The organism is Kitasatospora sp. NPDC004723 (assembly GCF_040609255.1).
Lineage (GTDB): Bacteria > Actinomycetota > Actinomycetes > Streptomycetales > Streptomycetaceae > Kitasatospora.
This window is the reverse complement of record NZ_JBEXJT010000021.1, coordinates 23,197-40,706: the sequence shown is the minus strand read 5'-3', so window position 1 is coordinate 40,706 and position 17,510 is coordinate 23,197. Positions and strand designations below refer to the sequence as shown.

The 17,510-nt window shown below is 72.7% G+C and carries 18 protein-coding genes; 9 read left to right on the top strand and 9 right to left on the bottom strand.

The features are described 5' to 3' along the window. Positions 1–96 precede the first annotated feature (96 nt). From ABZW10_RS21045 to ABZW10_RS21035, 3 genes are all read right to left on the bottom strand, one after another. Positions 97–1,464: an FAD-dependent oxidoreductase gene (locus tag ABZW10_RS21045; protein ID WP_355367915.1), complete on the bottom strand. Its 1,368-nt coding sequence runs from the start codon at positions 1,462–1,464 to the stop codon at positions 97–99. Beyond that, positions 1,461–1,703 carry a phosphopantetheine-binding protein gene (locus ABZW10_RS21040; protein ID WP_355367912.1) on the bottom strand — a complete coding sequence of 81 codons (243 nt, stop codon included), beginning with the start codon at positions 1,701–1,703 and terminating at the stop codon, positions 1,461–1,463. The genes ABZW10_RS21045 and ABZW10_RS21040 overlap by 4 nt, the downstream gene beginning before the upstream one ends. Positions 1,704–1,810: 107 nt before the next feature. Continuing rightward, a complete protein-coding gene (locus ABZW10_RS21035; RefSeq protein ID WP_355367909.1) occupies positions 1,811–3,319 on the bottom strand; it encodes an amino acid adenylation domain-containing protein in 1,509 nt (502 codons plus the stop codon). 520 nt (positions 3,320–3,839) lie between these two features. Between ABZW10_RS21035 and ABZW10_RS21030 the strand changes: the two genes are divergently transcribed. Continuing rightward, on the top strand, positions 3,840–4,391 hold the full coding sequence (locus ABZW10_RS21030) for an SMI1/KNR4 family protein (RefSeq protein WP_355367906.1): 552 nt from the start codon (positions 3,840–3,842) through the stop codon (positions 4,389–4,391). 48 nt (positions 4,392–4,439) lie between these two features. Here ABZW10_RS21030 and ABZW10_RS21025 read toward each other — a convergent pair whose 3' ends face one another. Continuing rightward, complete coding sequence (locus tag ABZW10_RS21025) at positions 4,440–5,156, bottom strand: chitinase (protein ID WP_355367903.1); 717 nt, start codon at positions 5,154–5,156, stop codon at positions 4,440–4,442. A 346-nt stretch (positions 5,157–5,502) separates the two neighbouring features. Between ABZW10_RS21025 and ABZW10_RS21020 the strand changes: the two genes are divergently transcribed. Continuing rightward, positions 5,503–6,057: a hypothetical protein gene (locus ABZW10_RS21020; protein ID WP_355367900.1), complete on the top strand. Its 555-nt coding sequence runs from the start codon at positions 5,503–5,505 to the stop codon at positions 6,055–6,057. A 78-nt stretch (positions 6,058–6,135) separates the two neighbouring features. Here the strand turns inward: ABZW10_RS21020 and ABZW10_RS21015 are convergent, their stop codons facing one another. Further along, the gene (locus tag ABZW10_RS21015) at positions 6,136–8,142 is read right to left on the bottom strand and encodes a LamG-like jellyroll fold domain-containing protein (RefSeq protein WP_355367897.1); all 2,007 of its coding nucleotides are present in this window, start codon (positions 8,140–8,142) and stop codon (positions 6,136–6,138) included. 124 nt (positions 8,143–8,266) lie between these two features. On the opposite strand from ABZW10_RS21015, the gene ABZW10_RS21010 reads away from it, so the two are divergent. From ABZW10_RS21010 to ABZW10_RS20990, 5 genes are all read left to right on the top strand, one after another. Beyond that, positions 8,267–8,632 (top strand): DUF1801 domain-containing protein, encoded by a 366-nt coding sequence (locus ABZW10_RS21010; RefSeq protein ID WP_355367894.1) that lies wholly within the window; start codon positions 8,267–8,269, stop codon positions 8,630–8,632. A gap of 120 nt (positions 8,633–8,752) precedes the next feature. Continuing rightward, entirely contained in the window at positions 8,753–9,214 is a 462-nt protein-coding gene (locus ABZW10_RS21005; protein WP_355367891.1) for a pyridoxamine 5'-phosphate oxidase family protein, read from the top strand. 114 nt (positions 9,215–9,328) lie between these two features. Further along, on the top strand, positions 9,329–10,309 hold the full coding sequence (locus ABZW10_RS21000) for an AraC family transcriptional regulator (protein ID WP_355367888.1): 981 nt from the start codon (positions 9,329–9,331) through the stop codon (positions 10,307–10,309). Positions 10,310–10,440: 131 nt separating this feature from the next. After that, positions 10,441–11,718 carry a helix-turn-helix domain-containing protein gene (locus ABZW10_RS20995; protein ID WP_355367885.1) on the top strand — a complete coding sequence of 426 codons (1,278 nt, stop codon included), beginning with the start codon at positions 10,441–10,443 and terminating at the stop codon, positions 11,716–11,718. Between the two features lie 22 nt (positions 11,719–11,740). After that, positions 11,741–11,977, top strand: coding sequence for a hypothetical protein (locus ABZW10_RS20990; protein WP_355367882.1), 237 nt, complete (start codon positions 11,741–11,743; stop codon positions 11,975–11,977). Positions 11,978–12,021: 44 nt separating this feature from the next. Here ABZW10_RS20990 and ABZW10_RS20985 read toward each other — a convergent pair whose 3' ends face one another. Both ABZW10_RS20985 and ABZW10_RS20980 read right to left on the bottom strand, forming a co-directional pair. After that, positions 12,022–12,741, bottom strand: coding sequence for a hypothetical protein (locus ABZW10_RS20985; protein WP_355367879.1), 720 nt, complete (start codon positions 12,739–12,741; stop codon positions 12,022–12,024). 97 nt (positions 12,742–12,838) lie between these two features. Beyond that, on the bottom strand, positions 12,839–14,311 hold the full coding sequence (locus tag ABZW10_RS20980) for a PLP-dependent aminotransferase family protein (RefSeq protein WP_355367876.1): 1,473 nt from the start codon (positions 14,309–14,311) through the stop codon (positions 12,839–12,841). A gap of 79 nt (positions 14,312–14,390) precedes the next feature. Between ABZW10_RS20980 and ABZW10_RS20975 the strand changes: the two genes are divergently transcribed. Beyond that, positions 14,391–15,098, top strand: coding sequence for a GNAT family protein (locus ABZW10_RS20975; protein ID WP_355367873.1), 708 nt, complete (start codon positions 14,391–14,393; stop codon positions 15,096–15,098). 66 nt (positions 15,099–15,164) lie between these two features. After that, positions 15,165–15,617 (top strand): GNAT family N-acetyltransferase, encoded by a 453-nt coding sequence (locus tag ABZW10_RS20970; RefSeq protein WP_355367870.1) that lies wholly within the window; start codon positions 15,165–15,167, stop codon positions 15,615–15,617. A 131-nt stretch (positions 15,618–15,748) separates the two neighbouring features. Here the strand turns inward: ABZW10_RS20970 and ABZW10_RS20965 are convergent, their stop codons facing one another. Together ABZW10_RS20965 and ABZW10_RS20960 are read right to left on the bottom strand one after the other, a co-directional pair. Further along, entirely contained in the window at positions 15,749–16,258 is a 510-nt protein-coding gene (locus ABZW10_RS20965) for a GNAT family N-acetyltransferase (protein WP_355367867.1), read from the bottom strand. 141 nt (positions 16,259–16,399) lie between these two features. Further along, positions 16,400–17,374, bottom strand: coding sequence for an AraC family transcriptional regulator (locus ABZW10_RS20960; RefSeq protein WP_355367864.1), 975 nt, complete (start codon positions 17,372–17,374; stop codon positions 16,400–16,402). Positions 17,375–17,510 lie beyond the last annotated feature (136 nt).

The following is a 17,510-nucleotide window of genomic DNA, read 5'->3' as shown; positions in this document are numbered from 1 at the left end:
TGGAACGGGAGCACGGGCGGCGGGGGGAGCGGTGGTGGGTGGTGCGGTTGCCGTCTTGCCGTCTTGCGGTTGTGCCGTGTCGGCCGGGACGGCGGGTCAGGCCTCGCCGTCGAGGATCTCCGCGACGACCCGGTGGCCGGAGCGGATCGCGCCCTCCAGCAGGCCGAAGAACTCCGTGCTGGTCTCGGTGCCGGCCCAGTGCACCCGGCCGTGCGGCGCGGTCAGCGTCGGGCCGAGCCGCAGCCAGTCGCCGGGCCCGAAGAGTGCGGCGTAACAGCCCTTGCTGTAGGGCTCGTTGACCCAGTCGGTGACGTGGAAGCCGATTGGCTCGGGCAGCATCGGGAACAGCCGGGCGGCCTGCGCGACCGCGGCGGCGCGCTGCTCGCCCGGCCCGAGGGCGGCGTAGCGGTGCGCCTCGGCGCCGGTGACGAAGCCGGTGAGCACCCCGACCGCCGAGCCGGCCGGTGAGTCGTCCACCGTGGAGAGCAGCGGGCCCTCCGCGTTGACCGACCAGCCGGAGAGCCCGTGCTCGCGCCAGACCGGCGACGGGTAGACCAGGTTGACCTTGACGGCGCAGCCGCGCCCGGTCGGCTCGCCCGCCCGGCGGGCCGGCGGCTCGGGTCCCAGGTCCAGGGCGTCGGCGAGCAGCGGCGGCAGGGCCACCACGGCGACGTCGGCCCGGTACGTCGCGCCGCGCTCGGTGTGCACGGTGACCGCGTCGGCGTCCTGGGTGACGGCGCGCACCGCCTCGCCGAGCCGGACGGCGCCGTGGTGCCGCTCGGCCAGCCGGCCGGCCAGCCGCTCGCAGAGCAGGTGCGCGCCGCCCGCGATCCGGTCCTGCTGGGCGCCGCCCTCGAAGGCGTTGAGATAGCGCAGGCCGCCGCCGGAGCGCAGGTAGAAGGCCATGTGCAGGACCGAGACCTCGGCCGGGTCGGCGGCCATCATCTCGCCCAGGAAGAGCGGGAAGAACAGCCGGGCGTCCGGGTGGTCGAGGTACTGCTCGGCCCACTCGGCGGCGGTGAGGCTGTCCAGCCGCTCGGCGTCCGGGGTGAGCCAGGGCGCCTCCGGGCGGACGACGGCGGTCAGTTCGGCGAGGTGGTCGAAGAGGTCGCCGAGCGCCACCGCGTTGAGCGGCGGGAACCGGCCGTCCCGGGTGGCGTGTTCGCCGTCCTGGTGGCTTCCCAGCGCGAAGCGGCTCGCGCCGAGCATCGTGGTCGGCGTGGTGTGGAGTTCCAACTCCTTGATGAGATCGAGGAGTTCGGTGTGTCTTGCGCCGAGGTAGGCGGCGCCCGCGTCGATCCAGGCGTCGGGGGCGACCTCGATCCCGTGCGTACGCCCGCCGACCCGCTCGCGGGCCTCCAGCACGGTGACGTCCACCCCGCGGGCCGCCAGCCCCTCGGCGGCGGTCAGGCCCGCCAGTCCGGCGCCGACGACGACCGCGGAGCGCGCTCTGCCGCCGGTCATCTGACGCCCGCGATCAGCGCGACGAGGCCGGCCGGGGTGGGCGCGAGCACGAAGTCCTCGAAGGACAGCTCGACGCCGTACGTCCGGGCCAGGGCGCTCAGCACGCGGGTGGCGATGAGGGAGTCGCCGCCGAGGAGGAAGAAGTCGGAGTCCGCCGTGACGTCCTCGGTCTCCAGGACGCGACGGAAGATCGCCGTCACGCCCTCGGTGTCGGCGGGGGTGGTGTCTACGCTGCTCAACGGGGTCTCCTAGGGACCGTCGGGGTCGCGGCGCGCCGGGGCGGTACCGCGTGAGGGTGGTGGGCCGTTGGGTGCGCGCGGGCCCGGGGCGCGTGAGGGTGGAAGCGTTACGGGGAGGCGGGTGCCGGTGCCGAGTGGCGGCGGTGCGAGGCGGCCCGGTCGACCTTGCCGCTCGCCGTGAGCACCAGCTCCGGTACGACGGTGATCCGGCTGGGCACGAGGTGGCCGGGCACCCGGTCCCGCAGGTGGGCGCGGACCTCGGCGTCCAGCGTCCCGGCCGCCGTCCCGGCGCGCGGGACCACGTACGCGACGAGCGCGGAGCGCCCGGCGACGGTCGCCCCCGTCACCGCCACCGCCTGCACGCCCGGGTGCCCGCCGATGTGCGCCTCCACCTCGGCCGGGTCGACCCGGATCCCGCGGACCTTGAGCTCGCCGTCCATCCGGCCCTGGTGGGTCAGCACGCCGTCCGGTGCCCGGCTCACCCGGTCGCCGGTGCGGTACCAGCGCACGCCCTCGGCGTCCTCGGTGAACCGGGCCGCGGTGGCCTCCGGCAGGCCGAGGTAGCCGAGCGCCACCGCCGGTCCGCCGATCAGCAACTCGCCGCGCTCGTCGATCCGTTCGTGTACATGGGGCAGTGCCCGGCCGATCGGCACCCGGTCGCCGGCCGCCCAGGGCCGGTCCCGGACGGCGGCCAGCGGTCCGTGTAGGTCGACGGCATGGGTGATCAGCGTGGTCTCGGTGGAGCCGTAGGTGTTGAGCAGCCGGACCCGTCCGGTGTCGAGGGCGGCCCAGTCGGCCAGCCGCGCCGGGCCGGCCGGCTCGCCGCCGATCACCACCAGCCGCACGCAACCGGGCAGCCCGGCGCCCTCCTCGGCGAGGTGCAGGACGAGCTCGTGCCAGAAGGCGGTGGGCAGGTCGAGCACGGTGATCCGCTCGCGCTCGATCATCCGCAGGAAGCGCGGGAACGACCCGCTGTGCGCCTCGCGGTCCAGGACCAGTGCGGCGCCGGTGGTGAGGGTCGGCAGGATCTCCTCGAAGCAGGTGTCCCAGTTCAGCGAGGCGAACTGGAGCACCCGGTCCTCGGGGGTGAGGCCGAAGAGTGTGCGCAGCGAGCCGACGGCGGCGGAGATCGCCCGTCGCGGTGTGACGACGGGTTTCGGCTGCCCGGTCGAGCCCGACGTGAAGAGCAGATAGGCCGGCCGCCCCGGGTGTTCCGTGCCGTCCCGGGAGGTCTCGGCTAATCGAGGTAACTCGGCGGTCTCCGGCAGCAGTTCGGGATCGAGCCCGAGCGCCGTTCGGCACCCGACCGCCGCCAGCATCTCGCGCTGCCGTTGCGGCGGGAACGCCGGGTCGACGGGGCAGTACGCCCCGCCGGCGGCCAGGATGCCGAGCAGGCCGATGACGGTGTCCGGCGTATGCGTCGCCGGAACCGCCACCACACCCGGCCCGGTGCCGATGCGTGTGGCCAAACTGCTTGCCGATTCGTGCAGTTGGCGATAATTGAGACTCTGTCCGTGGTGGACGATCGCCGGGTGTGCGGGATATCGGCGCACGGTTTCCGTGAACGCGTCAATCAGGTCGGAAGTGGCCCCGTTGATGTTGCGGTTATTTGTCATGCCCGCCCCAAAGAATGCCGTGCGAGCACGTGTTCGGTACTCGGCGGACCGGGACTCTACCCGCCGGGACTGCGGAGCCACAATGGTTGTTGAGGATGTCGCTTCAAGGTTGTGTGGTTGACATGTGAACGGGGTCGGCGCTATCCGGGTGGACTCCTGGGGCTCGAGTGACTGCGGACGGTGCCCGAGGCTTCACGCTGCGCACCGGCGCCCGCGGCGCTGCTTCACGGGGAGATCGCACACCATCCAACTCGTCGGCCATTTACCGTTGTTCAGGAATCGCAGCTCTCGTTCACCGCCACCCGCCGACCCGCCGCCGCGACCCGGCGGACGTTTCCGCTGCTCGCGGCCTCGGCGGCCAAGGGCGGTCCTTCGCGGGGGAATCGAATCCGAACCTCCGCCGAGGGGCCGATCGGACGCCGACGGATCGTCCGCCCGGCAAGCGTCCGCGGTCTCCCGCTGTCCATCGCGCCCCGGTCGCTAAGGTGATCTCCTACGGCCGAAGGAAAGGAACACGCACGTGGAGCACCCCGGCCTCGCCGCGCTCGCCCGGATCATGTCGCCGGAGCGCGGCGCCGACGAGGAGGTCGACTGGGCGGCGGCCGAGGCGCGCTGGGCCGTCCGGTTCCCCGCCGACTACAAGGCCTTCATGGCCCTCTACGGCAGCGGCTCGATCAACGGCCAGGCCTTCGTCCTGCTCCCCCTCCCCGAGGAGGGCATGAGCGGGGGCGGGGACCTGGAGGAGGAGACCGAGAACGCCCGCTTCGGCTGGGAGGCCGAGGGCGGCCGGGCCGCGCTCGACGTCGACCCGGCCCGGATCCTCGCCTGGGGGGTCACCGCCGGCGCGGACATCCTCTGCTGGCTGACCGACGACGGCGACCCTGACCGGTGGCCCGTCCTGGTCCTCGGCCGGCACACGACCCCGGCCTTCGTGCTCCACCCGTTCGGCATGGTCGAGTTCCTCCGGCGCATCGTCCAGGAGGACTTCGACGGGTGGGAGTCCTGGCCGATCAGCATCGCGGGGGAGCTGTGGGACTGCTCGCCGCCGACCTTCGTGCACTGGCGGGCATGACCGGGAGGCCGGTGGGCTCGGCCTCCCGGTCATGCGTCGGCCGGTGCGTCAGCAGGAGAGGTTGCCGCCGCCGATGTCGGTGCCGAGGGTGCCGACGAACTTCTTGAAGAGGTTGATCCGGTCGTCGCGCTGGGAGGGGTTCTTGCCGTCGCACTCCAGCGCGCCGTTGATGGTGCGGATGGTCTCGCCGAAGCCCTTGTTGTTGACGATGGCGTCGTGCGCGGTCATCCGGCCGGCGCCGTTCTGGGTGTTCCAGAACCAGAGCGCGGTCTTCCAGGACACCGCCGGGTCGTTCTGGGCCAGGTTGGGGTTGTGCAGCAGGTCGATGCCGAGGGCGTCGCCCGCCGCCTTGTAGTTGAAGTTCCAGCTCAACTGCAGCGGACCGCGCCCGTAGTAGGCGGACTGGCCGGCCGGACAGCCGTACGACTGCGAAGAGTCGCAGTAGTGCGAGTAGTTGGCGGTGTTCTGCTCGACGACGAACTTCAGGCCGCCGGTCTCGTGGCTGACGTTGGCGAGGAACGCCGCCGCCTCGCGCTTGCGGGTCGGGGTGTCGCCGGTGGCCGCGAACTTCGGGTAGGCGCCGAGCGCGTCGACCAGGCCGCGGTAGGTGTAGAAGCCGTTCCGGTTCGGGAACAGCTGGTTGAACTGGGACTCGCTGACCACGAAGGAGCCGGCGGCGGAGGCCGGGGCCGTCTGACCGGCCAGCGAGAGGGTGCTCAGCACGGCGGCCGAGGCCGCCACCGACAGGGCACGCAGAAGCTTCATCGTTCCTCGCACGGGTAATCCGGGAATCCGGGAATCGGTTGGTGGGCCGGTGCTTCGAGAGCGAAGCGCCGGACTCCATCGTGGTCCCCGATTCCCGGAATCCTTGAGCCGTGCGGCTGCAAACCACCCCTTCGGGGCGTATTCGCGTTCACCGATCTGACGGCGACTCAATGCTGATGTCCAGCAGGTGAGTTGGCGGAACGGCCGAGCATGTGGCGGGCGCCTTCGCGGGAGCAGCATCCGTAGCCCCCCTTCACTCGTGAACGCGCGCGTACGCGGCCGATCATGGCCGGTTTCCCGGGCGCGGGGCAGACGGGCGGGATGCGCGTGCCTACGCTGGGCGACCATGTCTACCCCCACTTCGGCGATGAGGCGTGTGCGCCTCGTCGCCGCACTGACGTTGTTCCTCAGCCTGCTGGGCTTCGGCCAACAGGCCTTCGCCGCGGCCCCGCCCGTGTCGGCGCCCTCCTTCGCGCTGAGCCTGGACGACACCACGCTCACGCCGGGCCAGAACGGCGCGCTGTCGGTGACCTTCACCAACCGGCAGACCAGCCCGGTCACCTTCCTCTACACGACGCTCGTCGCCTCCGAGGCGGGCTCGCCGATCACCGGCGCGCGCCGCGAGTTCACCGGGTGCACCGGTGCGAGCTGGTGCGAGGTCGCGCCCATGACGGTCCGCTTCAACCTGGTCTCACCGACGGTCCCCATCGCGCCCGGTGAGAGCCGTACCGTGACCCTGCCCTACCACTTCACGGCCGACTCGGACTGCACCATCGGCGCCCGCATGGACTTCCGCATCTACTACTTCTACTACGAGTACGGCTCGAACGGCACCTACCAGGGCAGCGAGTTCCCCGATCCGCCCGTCGTCGGCTCCCTCGTCTGCCCGACCGCACCGTAACGCCGCCCCCGCCCGCAGGACCGGTGGCACGTGGAGCGGGGAGCCGGCCGGCTCCCCGCTCCACGGCCGCGGCCGACCTCAGGCGGTCATGAACTCCCGCACCCGCAGGGCGCGCTTGACGATCCGGACGTCGCCGATGTGCCCGTGGAACACCTTGTCCAGCACACCCGCGTACGCGTAGCCGCCCAGCATCCACGGCCGGCCCAGCGTGGCCAGCCCCACGGCCGGGGTCGACGGGTTGCGGGCCACCTCGCAGCCGTCGACGTACATCCGGCTGAGCCTGCCGTCGTTGACGACCGCGACGTGCCACCACCGGTCCAGGGGCAGCTGGTGGCCCCAACAGGTCGACGCCCCGGTCTGGTTGAGCGGGTAGACGCACCACTGCAGGGCGGGCGCCTCGGAGAGGCTGAGGGTGACGACGGGCTCGTCCGCGTCCGTGCCCGGGCCGCTGCGGCCCGCCTCGCTCGCCGTCCCCCACCGGCTGAGCAGGGCGGACCAGCGGCTCTGCCCGGAGTCCCAGTCGGCGGGCAGCTTGCAGAAGGCCTCGACGGTGAAGCCGCGCTCGAAGGTCTCCCGGTTCAGCGGCGCGGTGGGCGCGGTCTCCAGGTAGCTGCCGCGCACCGGCGACCGGGTGCCCTTGAACAGCAGGCTGCCGTGGCCCGGCTGGTCCGGGTGGTGCTCGGCGGACCAGGTGAGCGCGCCGTCGGGGGTGCCCGGGGAACTGCGCCACAGCAGGTCGTTGCCCTGCCCGGTGAGGTCCTTGACGACCTGCTGCGGGGCGAGGGCCGTGCCGTCACCGCCACCGCCGTCGAAGCGCCAGTACGCCACCGTGTCCCGGCCCAGCAGCTCGGCCGCCCGGCGCGCGGGGCGCTGGGGGACGGGCGCGAAGCCCGCGAAGCGCCGGTCGAAGTCGATCGCGAGCGAGAAGCGGTCCACGTCCGAGGTCAGCTCGACCTGCTGCGCCGCCAGGGTGTTGCGCTCCTCGGCCGCGATCTCCTGGATCCACGGCGAGAAGGTCGACACGTCGACGGTGTTCCGGTCCAGGTCGAAGCGGTACGCCCGGATCATCGCGGCGCCGCCGTAGTAGCGGTCCTGGTAGTTGGTGATGTGGACGTGCACGTCGTGGCCGGCCTTGTTGCGCAGCACGGTACGGCCGGGCGGCCAGTAGTGGCCGTTGACGGTGAGGAAGATCTGGTCGTTGCCGCTGATCAGCCGGTCCCAGAGCTTCCGGCCGTAGCCCGACAGCTCGGCCCGGCCGGCGTCGTCGGCGTACGCCAGGTCGTGGGTGGTCAGGATCACCGGCACCTTCGGGTTGGCGGCGATCACCGCGTTGGCCCAGGCGAAGCCCGCGTCCGAGAGCCGCCAGTCCAGCGAGAGCAGCATCCACGGCCGGCCGCCCGCCGTGAAGACGTGGCAGGTGTTGTAGCCGTCCGGGCTGGAGCCGTGGTACCCGGAGGTGCGGGCGGCCCGCGCCTTGCCGAAGGTCTCCAGGTACGGGGTGCTGCCGCGCTGGTCGTCGGTCGAGGAGCGCACGTCGTGGTTGCCGGCGAGCACGCCGTAGGCCGCGCCGGCGTCGTCCAGCCGGCCGAACACCTTGGAGACGGCGGCGAACTCGGCGGGCAGCCCGTTCTCGGTGACGTCGCCGAGGTGGGCCAGGAAGACGATGTTGTCGTCCGTGCCGTCCTCCCGGTTGACCCCGCCGTCGAGCACGTAGCGGATCGACGCCTCCACCGGCGCCGGGTGGATCCGGTCCTGGTCGAACAGGTACTGGGTGTCCGGCATGACGACGACGGTGAACCGCCGGGCGTCCGGGTCCGGCTGCCAGCGCCCCTTCTTGGCCTTCTCCGCCTTCGCCGCCTTGGCCGGCTTCGCCGCACCGTCCGCCGTCGCCGGGTCCGCCCCGGGCTCGGCCGCCTGAGCGGGCCCCGCGCCGAGCAGGCCGAGTCCCACCGTCCCGACCCCGGCCCCGAGGAGGCCCGCCCCGCGCAGGAACCGGCGCCGGCCCGCCGCCGCCGGCCCGTCCCCGTCGAGGTCGGCGGTCCGCGGGCACCCGCACTCGTGCCCGGACTCGTGGATGTCGTGCATGTTCGCTCCCGAAGTGGTGTGGGCCACGACGGTAGGGACCGGTTCTGGTCGGAGATCATCGGCCGGGCCACACGCCGCTGAACAGCGGCCGAACCCGATGGAGAATTCGGCATATCATTGAAATATGGTGCAAAGCTCCGCGGCAACGGTGGACGACTACCTGGCCGAGGCGCCCGAGGACCGTCGAGCCGTGCTGGCCGAACTGCGGCGGCTTTGCCGTCGGGAACTGACGGGCTTCACCGAGGTCATGGCCTACGGAATGCCCGCGTACGAGCGGGACGGTGTCGCCGAGGCCGCGTTCGCGAGCCAGAAGCAGTACATCTCGTTCTACGTGATGCGCAGTGATGTGCGGGAGGCGTTCGCCGAGCGGCTGGCGGGCCCGAACACGGGCAAGGGGTGTCTGCGCTTCCGCCGGCCGGAGGCCGTCGACTTCGCCCTGCTGCGGGACCTCCTGCGGGCAACGGCGGCGCGCCCGGGCACGGTCTGCTGACCGGGGCCTCGACGGCTGAGGTCAGCACAATGGCCGAGGGGGTGATCGGTCGCGGGGAGTAGCCGGACCAGGTCCTGCGCCGCAGGCGGCCGGGGGTCCGCGTGGCTAGGGTCGGGCCTCATGGAAAGCACGGAGATCGTCCGCCGCGGGGCGGCGGAACGTCAGCGCGAAACCCTGGAACGGCTCGCCACCGAGAGGGACGTCTGGGTGTCGACGGCCCACCCCGACCACGGGCCGCACCAGGTGCCGCTGTGGTTCCGGTGGGACGGTCAGGCGGTGTGGGTGTGCACCGGTGCCACGTCCGTGACCGTGCGGAACGTGCGCAAGGAGCCGCGCGTGCGCCTCGCGCTGCCGGACACCGCCGACGTGGTCATGCTCCAGGGCGAGGCGCAGTGCTTCCCGGACCACGAGGTTCCCGCGGCGGCGGCTGAGGGCTTCCTGGAGAAGTTCGGGTGGGACCCACGGACGGAGGAGAGCCCCTATCTGTACATCCGGGTGGTCCCGAGCGCGGTGCGGGCCTGGCGCGGCGAGCGGGAACTGCGCGGGCGCGTCATCATGCGGGACGGAGTGTGGCTGCAGTAGCGGGGCCGCGCCGCTCGCGTACGCGCTCGCGCGCGGGGGTCGGGAAGGTGTGCGGGGTTCTCGCTGTTGGCCGGTGCGACAGACCGTCCGAATCCGGCTTTCCTGGGAGAAAGTGTGCTGCTGCTCGACCTCCACACCGTTCCGCCGCGTGAGCGCGTGGAGGCGTTCCGTCATGCGTTGACCGACTCGTTGGTGCCCAACGACATCGCCCACGAGGAGGGGGAAGCCGGAATCCACGCCCGCATGGAGCTCTGGCAGGTCGGCGGGCTGGACCTCTTCGCCACCCGGAACTCGGGCTTCGAGGTCCGGCGGACGGCCCAGCACGTCCGCCACCACCGGGAGAGCCCCGTGGTCTCGGTCTCGCTCCAGCCCCTGGGCGTCCACCGGGCCGAGGTCGCGGGCCGGCGGGAACTCCTCGGTTCCCACGACATCTGCGTCTTCCACGAGCTGTCGCCCCGCACCTACGGCTGGTCCGGGGACGGCGCCTCCCAGGCCCTGATGTTCGACATGCACCGCCTCGGTGTGCCGGTGGAGACGGTGGAGCGGGCGTCCCTGCGCTTGCGCGCCAGCCCGCTGCACGGCCTGGTGCTGCAGCACCTGCGGGGCCTGTGGCACGATCCGGCCCGGCTGGAGGCCGACCCCGGCGCGGAGGCCCTGGCGTCCGCCACCACGGAACTGGTGCGCGCGCTGCTCCTCTCGGCCGCGCACGCCGAGGAGAGCGTCGAGGTCAGGTCGACGATGGACGAGACCCTGCTCACCCGGGTCATGGCGTACGCGCGGGCCCACCTGGCGGACCGTGACCTGACGCCGGAGCGGATCGCGGCGGAGCACGCCGTCTCGGTCCGCCGCCTCTACACCCTGCTCGGCGGGGCGGGCATCAGCCTGGAGCAGTGGCTCATCGAGGAGCGGCTCGGGAAGGCGCGGCGCATGCTCGCCTCCGCGCGGTACGACCGGCTGACCGTCGCCGCCGTCTCCGCCCGCTGCGGGTTCAGCAGCCCGAGCCACTTCAGCCGCCGCTTCCGGTCGGCCCACGGGGTGTCCCCGAGCGAGTGGCGGCGGCTCCGCGGCACGGTGACGTCCCCGCCACGAGGGTGAGCGCCGCCGCGCGCCGCCCCGGACGCCGCGGACGCTGCGGACAGGGACAAGAACCGTGCACCGTGGGGCATCGCGGTGGTGCCAGCGTGTCCTGAGAACGAACGGGACAGCGAGCGCGAACGGGGACCGCCATGACCGAACGGTGGCTGCGAGCCCCCGGCTGCAGTACCGCGCTGCAGGCGCTGATCGAGGACCTCGCGGAGTCGCTCCGGCGGTCCGTGACCCTGGTCGACCCCTCGGTCAGGCGTTTCTGCTCCAGCCGCCACTTCGACGACGCGGACCCGGTCCGCGTCCACAGCCTGCTGCACGGAGAGGCCTGCGGCGAGGTCGCGCGTCACGTCCTGGACCGGGGCGTCGCGCGGTGGTCGAAGCCGGGGTACCTCGACGGCCGGGACGATCTCGGCCTGCTTCCCCGCTACTGCGTGCCGCTGCGCGAGCGCGGCCACTTCTTCGGCCTGCTGACCGTCATCGCGCCGGAGGGCCGCCTGACGCCGGAGGAGACCGGGGCCATCGCCCGGGCGACGCCCGCCGTCGTCGGCCAGCTGTACGCCGACCGCCTCGCGGCCGAGGAGGAGCGGACCGGGCACCGGGAGCTCCTGCTGTCGCTGCTGGGCCCGGACGCCGCCACGCGCGCCGAGTCCCGGCAGCGGCTGCTCGACGACGCGCTGCTCCCGGACGCGCCCCACGCGGTGGTCGGCGTCGTGCAGGTGAAACGTTCCCAGCTGCCCGCCGGGCAGGTGACCACCGCGCTCCACCGGGCCCTGGAGGGACTCGGCCGCACCCGGTCGGTGAGCGCCGCCTTCGCGGTCTCGTCGCACCGGGCCGTCCTGCTCCAGCTCGCCGACCGGCCACTGACCCAGGACGCCCTCCGCGAGCAGTCCGCACGCCTCCTGGACGCCCTCGGCACCCGGCTGGGCGCCTCGGCCGACCCCGTCATCGGCATCGGCGCCCACCAGACGGGCCTCACCGGCGCGCGGACCTCCTACGAGCAGGCGCTCGTCGCGGTGCGTGCGGCGCGCCGGATGCCCGGACTGGGGGGCATCGGCTCCTGGGACGACCTCGGCGAGTTCGCCGTGCTGCTGCAACTGCCGGACCACGCCCTGAACGAGTCACTGCTCCCGAGGCCGCTGCGCACCCTGCTGGAATCGAGCAACGGGCCTCGGCTGGAGGCGACCCTGCGGTGCTTCCTCGACCACGCCGGATCGATGCCCAGGACGGCCGAAGCACTCCGGGTCCACCGCACCTCGCTGTACTACCGACTGCGGCAGATCCAGGAGATCACCGGCCTCGACCTCAACAACGGCGCGGACCGCACCACCCTGCACCTGGGCCTGCGCATCCGGGAACTTCTGTTGTCCGTCGGTCCGTTCGACCCCGCCACCGGCCACCTTCACGCCCAAGCCGCCTGACAGCGGCCAGGAGGTCGACCCCGTGCTCGATCTGATCGCCGAGGCGGCGAAGTCGAACAGGCTCCCGGCTCCCGTGCACTCCGTCGCCATGCTCCCGGACGGATCCGGCATCAGGATCGCCACCACGAAGGCAGGCACGACGTCGAAGCAGTTGAAGGACGCCGTCGCCGAGCTGGCCGGCGGCATCGGCGTGTCGTACGAGGTGGGCCTGCCGATCGTCAGCCTCGACGCGACCGCCACGTTGAGCCGACCGAAGTAGGCGGCCGACAGCCGCCTTCTGCAGGGGTTCCGCATCCGCCGGGGTCAGTCGTTCCAGGTGATCGCCGTGGCGGTGGCGGTCACGATCAGCCAGAGGAGGACGGGGAGGGCGAGGAGGAGGCCGGACGACAGGGGCAGCCACATGAAGGCCATGCCGCTGAGGAAGGCCAGGCCGGCGGCGGCACCGCCGACGGTGGCGAACCGGGCCGGGCTCGGGCCCAGGCGGGGCCAGGACAGGCCGTGGGAGGTGAGTGCGGCCCCCAGGCCGACCAGGAGGACCGTTCCGAAGTAGACCGTGATGGACGGGCGCGGGGTGTCGATGTGGTGCCCCCGGTAGGCGATCGCGGCCACCCGCCCCCGGAAGACCGTCAGGTCGACGGTCGCGCCGATCTCCACGTCCTCGTAGAGGGCCCTGCCGACCTCGTAGCTGCGGGTGGGAGCCGCCTCGCGCGCCACGGTCAGCTTGTGCTCCTTCTCGGGGTCGTCGGCGGAGGGGCCGGAGCCGCGGTGGACGGCCTTGGCCGTCACGGTGCCCGGCTCGTGCCGCACGCAGCGTGCGTCGGGCCCGTGCGCCTCCGCCGTGCTGCACGGCGGGGCGGCGCGGTAGGCGTTCATCCGCATGTCGGCGTCGGCGAACCAGGCGAAGCCGAGAGCGGTGGTGGCCAGTCCTGCCAGGACGAGCAGGGCCGGTATCAGTCGGCGGGAGACGGTTCCGGAGGGCCGGAACCGGCCCGGAGGCGTGGTCTTCCTGATCCGAGCGTTCATGGCAACCCCCTGCGGGAATGGTCCCAGGGAAGCCGTCGGCGGGGGAGCGGAACGCATGAAGCCGTAGCGAAACCGTCGATGTTCCGGGACCTGGAGGTCAGTCCAAGGCCCGCGCCAGGTAAGAGAGTTGACGCAGGCCGGGGGCGAACGCCGATTCGGGGGTGTTGCCGTACCCCAGGACGAGTCCGTTGGGGGCGGTGTCGGGGTTCAGGGAGTGCGGGGACAGCGGCCGGGGGGCCAGTCGGTGGCGGCGGGCGGCGTGGGCGAGGGCCCGGTCGGGGACGTCCGGCGGCAGCCGTACGGTCAGGTGCATCCCGCTGTCCCCGCCGGTCACGGTGTGGGGCACGTCGAAGTGTTCGACCAGGGCCGCCCTGAGCGCGTCGCGCCGGCGGCGGTAGAGGCGGCGCATGCGGGCGAGGTGCCGGCCGTACTGGCCGCTCTCCATGAAGTGCGCGAGGGCGAGTTGCTCGTGACGGTGCCCGCCGCGCAGCAGCTCGTCCACGACCGGCGCCGCCCGGTCGACCAGTTGCTCGGGCAGCACGAGGAACCCCAGCCGCAGGGAGGGGAAGAGGGTCTTGCTGAAGGTGCCGACGTAGAACACGGGCGCGGCGGGTGTCAGGCCCTGCATGCAGGTGAGGGGTTCGCCGCTGTGGCGGAACTCGCTGTCGTAGTCGTCCTCGACGATCCAGGCGCCGTGCAGGCGGCACTTCTCGATCAGGTCGAGGCGTCGGGCCGCGGTGAGGACCGCGCCCGTCGGGTACTGGTGCGCGGGGGTGGTGCAGACGAGGCGCGGCGGGCGGTCCGTCCAGTCGGACGCGGAGGTCCGCAGGCCGTCCCCGTCGACTGGGACGGGGACGACGGTCAGGTCGCCGCCGGCGAGCGCCGTCTGCGCGCCCCGGTAGCCCGGGTCCTCGACCCAGGCGGTGTCCCCCGGGTCGGTGACCAGCCGCACGCACAGCGAGAGCGCCTCCTGTGCCCCTTCGGTGATGACGACCTGCTCCGGGGCGCAGCGCATGCCGCGGGCGAGCGCGAGGTGGCGCAGGACGGCCGTCCGCAGGGCCGGTTCGCCGCGCGGCGGGCCGTACCCCAGCAGCTCCGTCCCGCCCCGCTGGAGCACCCGGTCCAGGGAGCGTCGCCAGGCCGGGAGGGGGAACTGGGCCAGCGCGGGGACGCCCGAGGCGAAGGCGAAGGAGTCGACGCCGCCGGGGTCGCGGTTGCGGATCCGCGCGGCACGCCGCCCCAGGGTGGCCGGGGCGGGGTACGCGCGGTCCGCCGGTTCGGGGCGGGCCAGTGCGGCGACCCGGGTGCCCTGCCGGCTGGGCTCGATGTAGCCCTCCGTGCCCAGCACGTCGTAGACGAGCGTCACGGTGTTGCGTGACACCCCGAGGCCCTCGGCCAGGGCGCGCGAGCCCGGCAGGCGGCTGCCCGCCGGGAGCCGGCCGTCGAGCACGGCCGCCCGCAGGCGGTGCAGCAGCTGCTTCTGCAGGGAGTCCCCGCCGCGCGTGCGGGACAGCGGTTCGTGGAGCAGGAAGTCGAGCTGCGGCCCGAGGGTCTCACGTCGTGGCTCCATGGAACGACCGTACCGTGGACCTTATCGAGGGTCCACGCGGTTCCCTAGCCTGGAAGGACCGGCACACCAGGAGAAGAACATGTCCGCACGTCCCAACGAATACGGCCAGCCCGTCGGCCACCCCCTGCCCGGCTGGACGGCCCGCCCGGCGCCCGCCCGGGTCACCCTCGAAGGCCGCTTCTGCCGGGTGGAACCCCTGGACGCGGACCGTCACGCCGACGACCTGTACGCCGCCTACGCCCTCGCGGCGGACGGCGCGGACTGGACGTACATGACGTCCGGCCCGTTCGACGGCCCGGCCGACTACCGCGCCCACGTGACGGCGGAGACGCGGGCGGACGACCCCCTGCAGTACGCGGTCGTCGACCCGCGCACCGGCCGGGCCGTCGGCACCCTCGCCCTGATGCGCCAGGACCCGTCCAACGGCGTCGTCGAGGTCGGCAGCGTGACCTTCTCCCCGCTGCTGAAGCGGACCCCGCTGTCCACGGAGGCCCAGTTCCTGCTGATGTCCTACGCCTTCGACGAGCTCGGCTACCGCCGCTACGAGTGGAAGTGCGACAGCCTCAACGAGCCCTCGCGCAGGGCGGCCCTGCGGCTGGGCTTCACCTTCGAGGGGATCTTCCGCCAGGCCGTGGTCTACAAGGGCCGCAGCCGCGACACCGCCTGGTACTCCGTCGTCGACACCGAGTGGCCGCAGGTCGGCGGGGCGCTGCGGCAGTGGCTCTCGCCCGAGAACTTCGACGGGGAGGGCCGGCAGAAGCGGTCCCTGTCCGCCGTCCGCGCATAACGCGCCGGACCTCACCGGAAAGCCGCCCGCGCACCGATCAAGCACCACGTAAGGAAAGAGCACCACATGAGCACGAACTCCCCGACCGTCCGCCCCCTCGCCGCAGCCGACGAAGCCCGCTGGCGCGTGCTGTTCCGCCAGTACCGCGCGTTCTACCGGCTGGAGGAGTCCGAGGAGGTCGTCTCCCGCGCCTGGGCCTGGCTGACGGATCCCGGGCACGAGTGCGACGCCCTCGTCGCGGAGGTCGACGGAGCCGTCGTCGGATTCGCGCACCACCGCCCCGTCCCCTCCCCGTACACCGGGACGACGGGCCTCTTCCTCGACGACCTGTTCACCGATCCCGAGGTCCGCGGCCGGGGCGTCGGACGGGCGCTCATCGAGCAGCTGCGCGCACTCGCCGCCGCCGAGGGGCGGACGTTCGTGCAGTGGGTGACCGCCGAGGACAACCACCAGGCCCAGGCGCTGTACAACACCCTTGCCGAGCGCACGACCTGGGTCACGTACGAGACCGGCGTCTAGCCCGGAGACCGCCCGCCGCGGAGGAGCGGCGGGCGGTCTGAACGGGTGGGTGCGGTCGGCCGGGCAGGTGAAGGGCCGCAGCGCCCACCTGCGCGCCCGTGCTGGCTGACCGCCGCGCCACCGCCCGGGGCTCAGGCCAGATCGCCGCGCGGGTCCAGGACCCAGTGGTTGGACCGGATGACCCGGTCCCCGAAGGGCGTGTCCTGCTCGCCCAGGAGGCGGAAGCCCAGCGTGCGGCAGATGCCGTTGGACGGGGCGTTCGTCGTCGCCGGGTAGGCGTGCACGAGCCCCCACCGGCCGTCCTCGCGGGCCTGCTCCAGCAGGGTGTGGACCGCCCGCTTGCCCAGCCCCCGCCCCTGGAACTCCGGCAGCACCATCCACCCGATCTCGGTGGTCCGCTCGTCCCCGCTCCCCTGCATCCACAGGTTCACGGCCCCGGCGACCACGTCCGGCGCCGCCGCGTCGGGCACGATCATCTTGATCCAGTCCGTGCCCGCCGCCACCCGCTCGATGTCCCGGCCCACCCTCGACGCCATTCCCTCCCGGGGCTGCGGACCGCCCAACTCGGCCATCATGAGCGGGTCGCACCGCATCCGGACGTAGGCGTCGACGTCGCCGTGCCCGACATCGCGAAGCAGCATCTGTGATCACCTTCCAGTCGTGAACGCGCCCGTACCGAACCGATCATGGCACTGATCGGCAGGCGGTTCCGGTGACCTTCCGCTACGCGACGAGGTGCCCCACCGGGGCCACCGGGCCGTCCCGGCGGGGCGCGGCCGGCGTCAGGGGAGCAGGGACTTCGTCCGGAAGTCCGTGGGGGGCATGCCGTAGGCGTCGCGGAACGCCCGGCTGAAGGCGGCCGCGTGGCTGAAGCCCCGCTGGGCGGCGATGGCCTTCACCGGCACCCTCCGGTTCAGCGGGTCCGCCAGGTCCCGGCGCGCTCGCGCGAGTCGTTGTTGCTGCAGGAAGCCCGAGACCGTCGCGCCGCTTCCCTCCAGCTGGAACAGGCGGTGGAGGTAGCTGACGGAGATGTGGTGCGCGGCGGCGATCGCGGGGACATCAAGCTCCGGGTCGTCGGCGTTGTCGCGGACGAAGGCCATGATCCGGAGCGTCAGGGTGCGTCGGTGCGTCTCGGGGGTCAAGGACCGGTCGGCGTCGAGGACGCCGGCGAAGAGCGCGGCGACCAGGTTGGCGAGCACGTTGCCCAGGCGTGGGGCGTCGGCCGGCTGGTAGGAGCGGCTGTCCCTCGTCACCTGGGTGAGGAAGGTGGCCAGCAGGGCGCCCATGCCGTCCCGGGCCGAGATGCGTTTGCCGATGACCTGCTCGGCGGTGCGCGGGGGCAGCGGAAGGAGCGCCTTGGGTATCTCGATTCCGGTGATCTCGAAGGGCTCCAGGCCGGTGTCGACCTCGAACGGGCGTCCGGTGTCGCTGGTGTGGTACTCGAATGCGCCGTGCGCGACGGTGTCCTTTCCTAAGGTGACCACCCCGGCCCCGCGTCTGACGAGCGAAAGGTGGTACGCCTCGGGGTCGGACCTCGCGATCAGCTTCGGCGTGCGGAGGAAGGTGAGGGGGTCGCATTCCAGCGGATAGACGGTCATCTCGCCGAGTGCAATGATCCGCTGGTTCACCTGGAAATCGGCGGTGTTCCCACTCCGCATTTCCATCGGTGCGTGCGTCTCCGACATGAGGGCCCGCCAGCACTCGAAGCGTTCGGCGGGAGGCAGGTCGGCACTGCGGAACGTGGTCTCAGGGAGCATGGCCACGTGTTTACAGCCAGCGGTGCGGCCCGTTCAAGGGTTTCCTCGGTCCGGCCCCTCCCGGGTGGGCCGTATGCGCCCGAACGGGATGATTCCGTCGGTCGATGAGTGATTCGACATCCACCCAGGGTGGCCG

What these genes read in the sequence shown, in the direction of transcription:
- ABZW10_RS21045 (WP_355367915.1), bottom strand. Translation starts at nt 1,464, where the DNA reads ATGACCGGCGGCAGAGCGCGCTCCGCGGTCGTCGTCGGCGCCGGACTG.
- ABZW10_RS21035 (WP_355367909.1), bottom strand. Translation starts at nt 3,319, where the DNA reads ATGACAAATAACCGCAACATCAACGGGGCCACTTCCGACCTGATTGAC.
- ABZW10_RS21025 (WP_355367903.1), bottom strand. Translation starts at nt 5,156, where the DNA reads ATGAAGCTTCTGCGTGCCCTGTCGGTGGCGGCCTCGGCCGCCGTGCTG.
- ABZW10_RS21020 (WP_355367900.1), top strand. Translation starts at nt 5,503, where the DNA reads ATGTCTACCCCCACTTCGGCGATGAGGCGTGTGCGCCTCGTCGCCGCA.
- ABZW10_RS21015 (WP_355367897.1), bottom strand. Translation starts at nt 8,142, where the DNA reads ATGCACGACATCCACGAGTCCGGGCACGAGTGCGGGTGCCCGCGGACC.
- ABZW10_RS21010 (WP_355367894.1), top strand. Translation starts at nt 8,267, where the DNA reads ATGGTGCAAAGCTCCGCGGCAACGGTGGACGACTACCTGGCCGAGGCG.
- ABZW10_RS21005 (WP_355367891.1), top strand. Translation starts at nt 8,753, where the DNA reads ATGGAAAGCACGGAGATCGTCCGCCGCGGGGCGGCGGAACGTCAGCGC.
- ABZW10_RS20995 (WP_355367885.1), top strand. Translation starts at nt 10,441, where the DNA reads ATGACCGAACGGTGGCTGCGAGCCCCCGGCTGCAGTACCGCGCTGCAG.
- ABZW10_RS20985 (WP_355367879.1), bottom strand. Translation starts at nt 12,741, where the DNA reads ATGAACGCTCGGATCAGGAAGACCACGCCTCCGGGCCGGTTCCGGCCC.
- ABZW10_RS20980 (WP_355367876.1), bottom strand. Translation starts at nt 14,311, where the DNA reads ATGGAGCCACGACGTGAGACCCTCGGGCCGCAGCTCGACTTCCTGCTC.
- ABZW10_RS20975 (WP_355367873.1), top strand. Translation starts at nt 14,391, where the DNA reads ATGTCCGCACGTCCCAACGAATACGGCCAGCCCGTCGGCCACCCCCTG.
- ABZW10_RS20970 (WP_355367870.1), top strand. Translation starts at nt 15,165, where the DNA reads ATGAGCACGAACTCCCCGACCGTCCGCCCCCTCGCCGCAGCCGACGAA.
- ABZW10_RS20965 (WP_355367867.1), bottom strand. Translation starts at nt 16,258, where the DNA reads ATGCTGCTTCGCGATGTCGGGCACGGCGACGTCGACGCCTACGTCCGG.
- ABZW10_RS20960 (WP_355367864.1), bottom strand. Translation starts at nt 17,374, where the DNA reads ATGCTCCCTGAGACCACGTTCCGCAGTGCCGACCTGCCTCCCGCCGAA.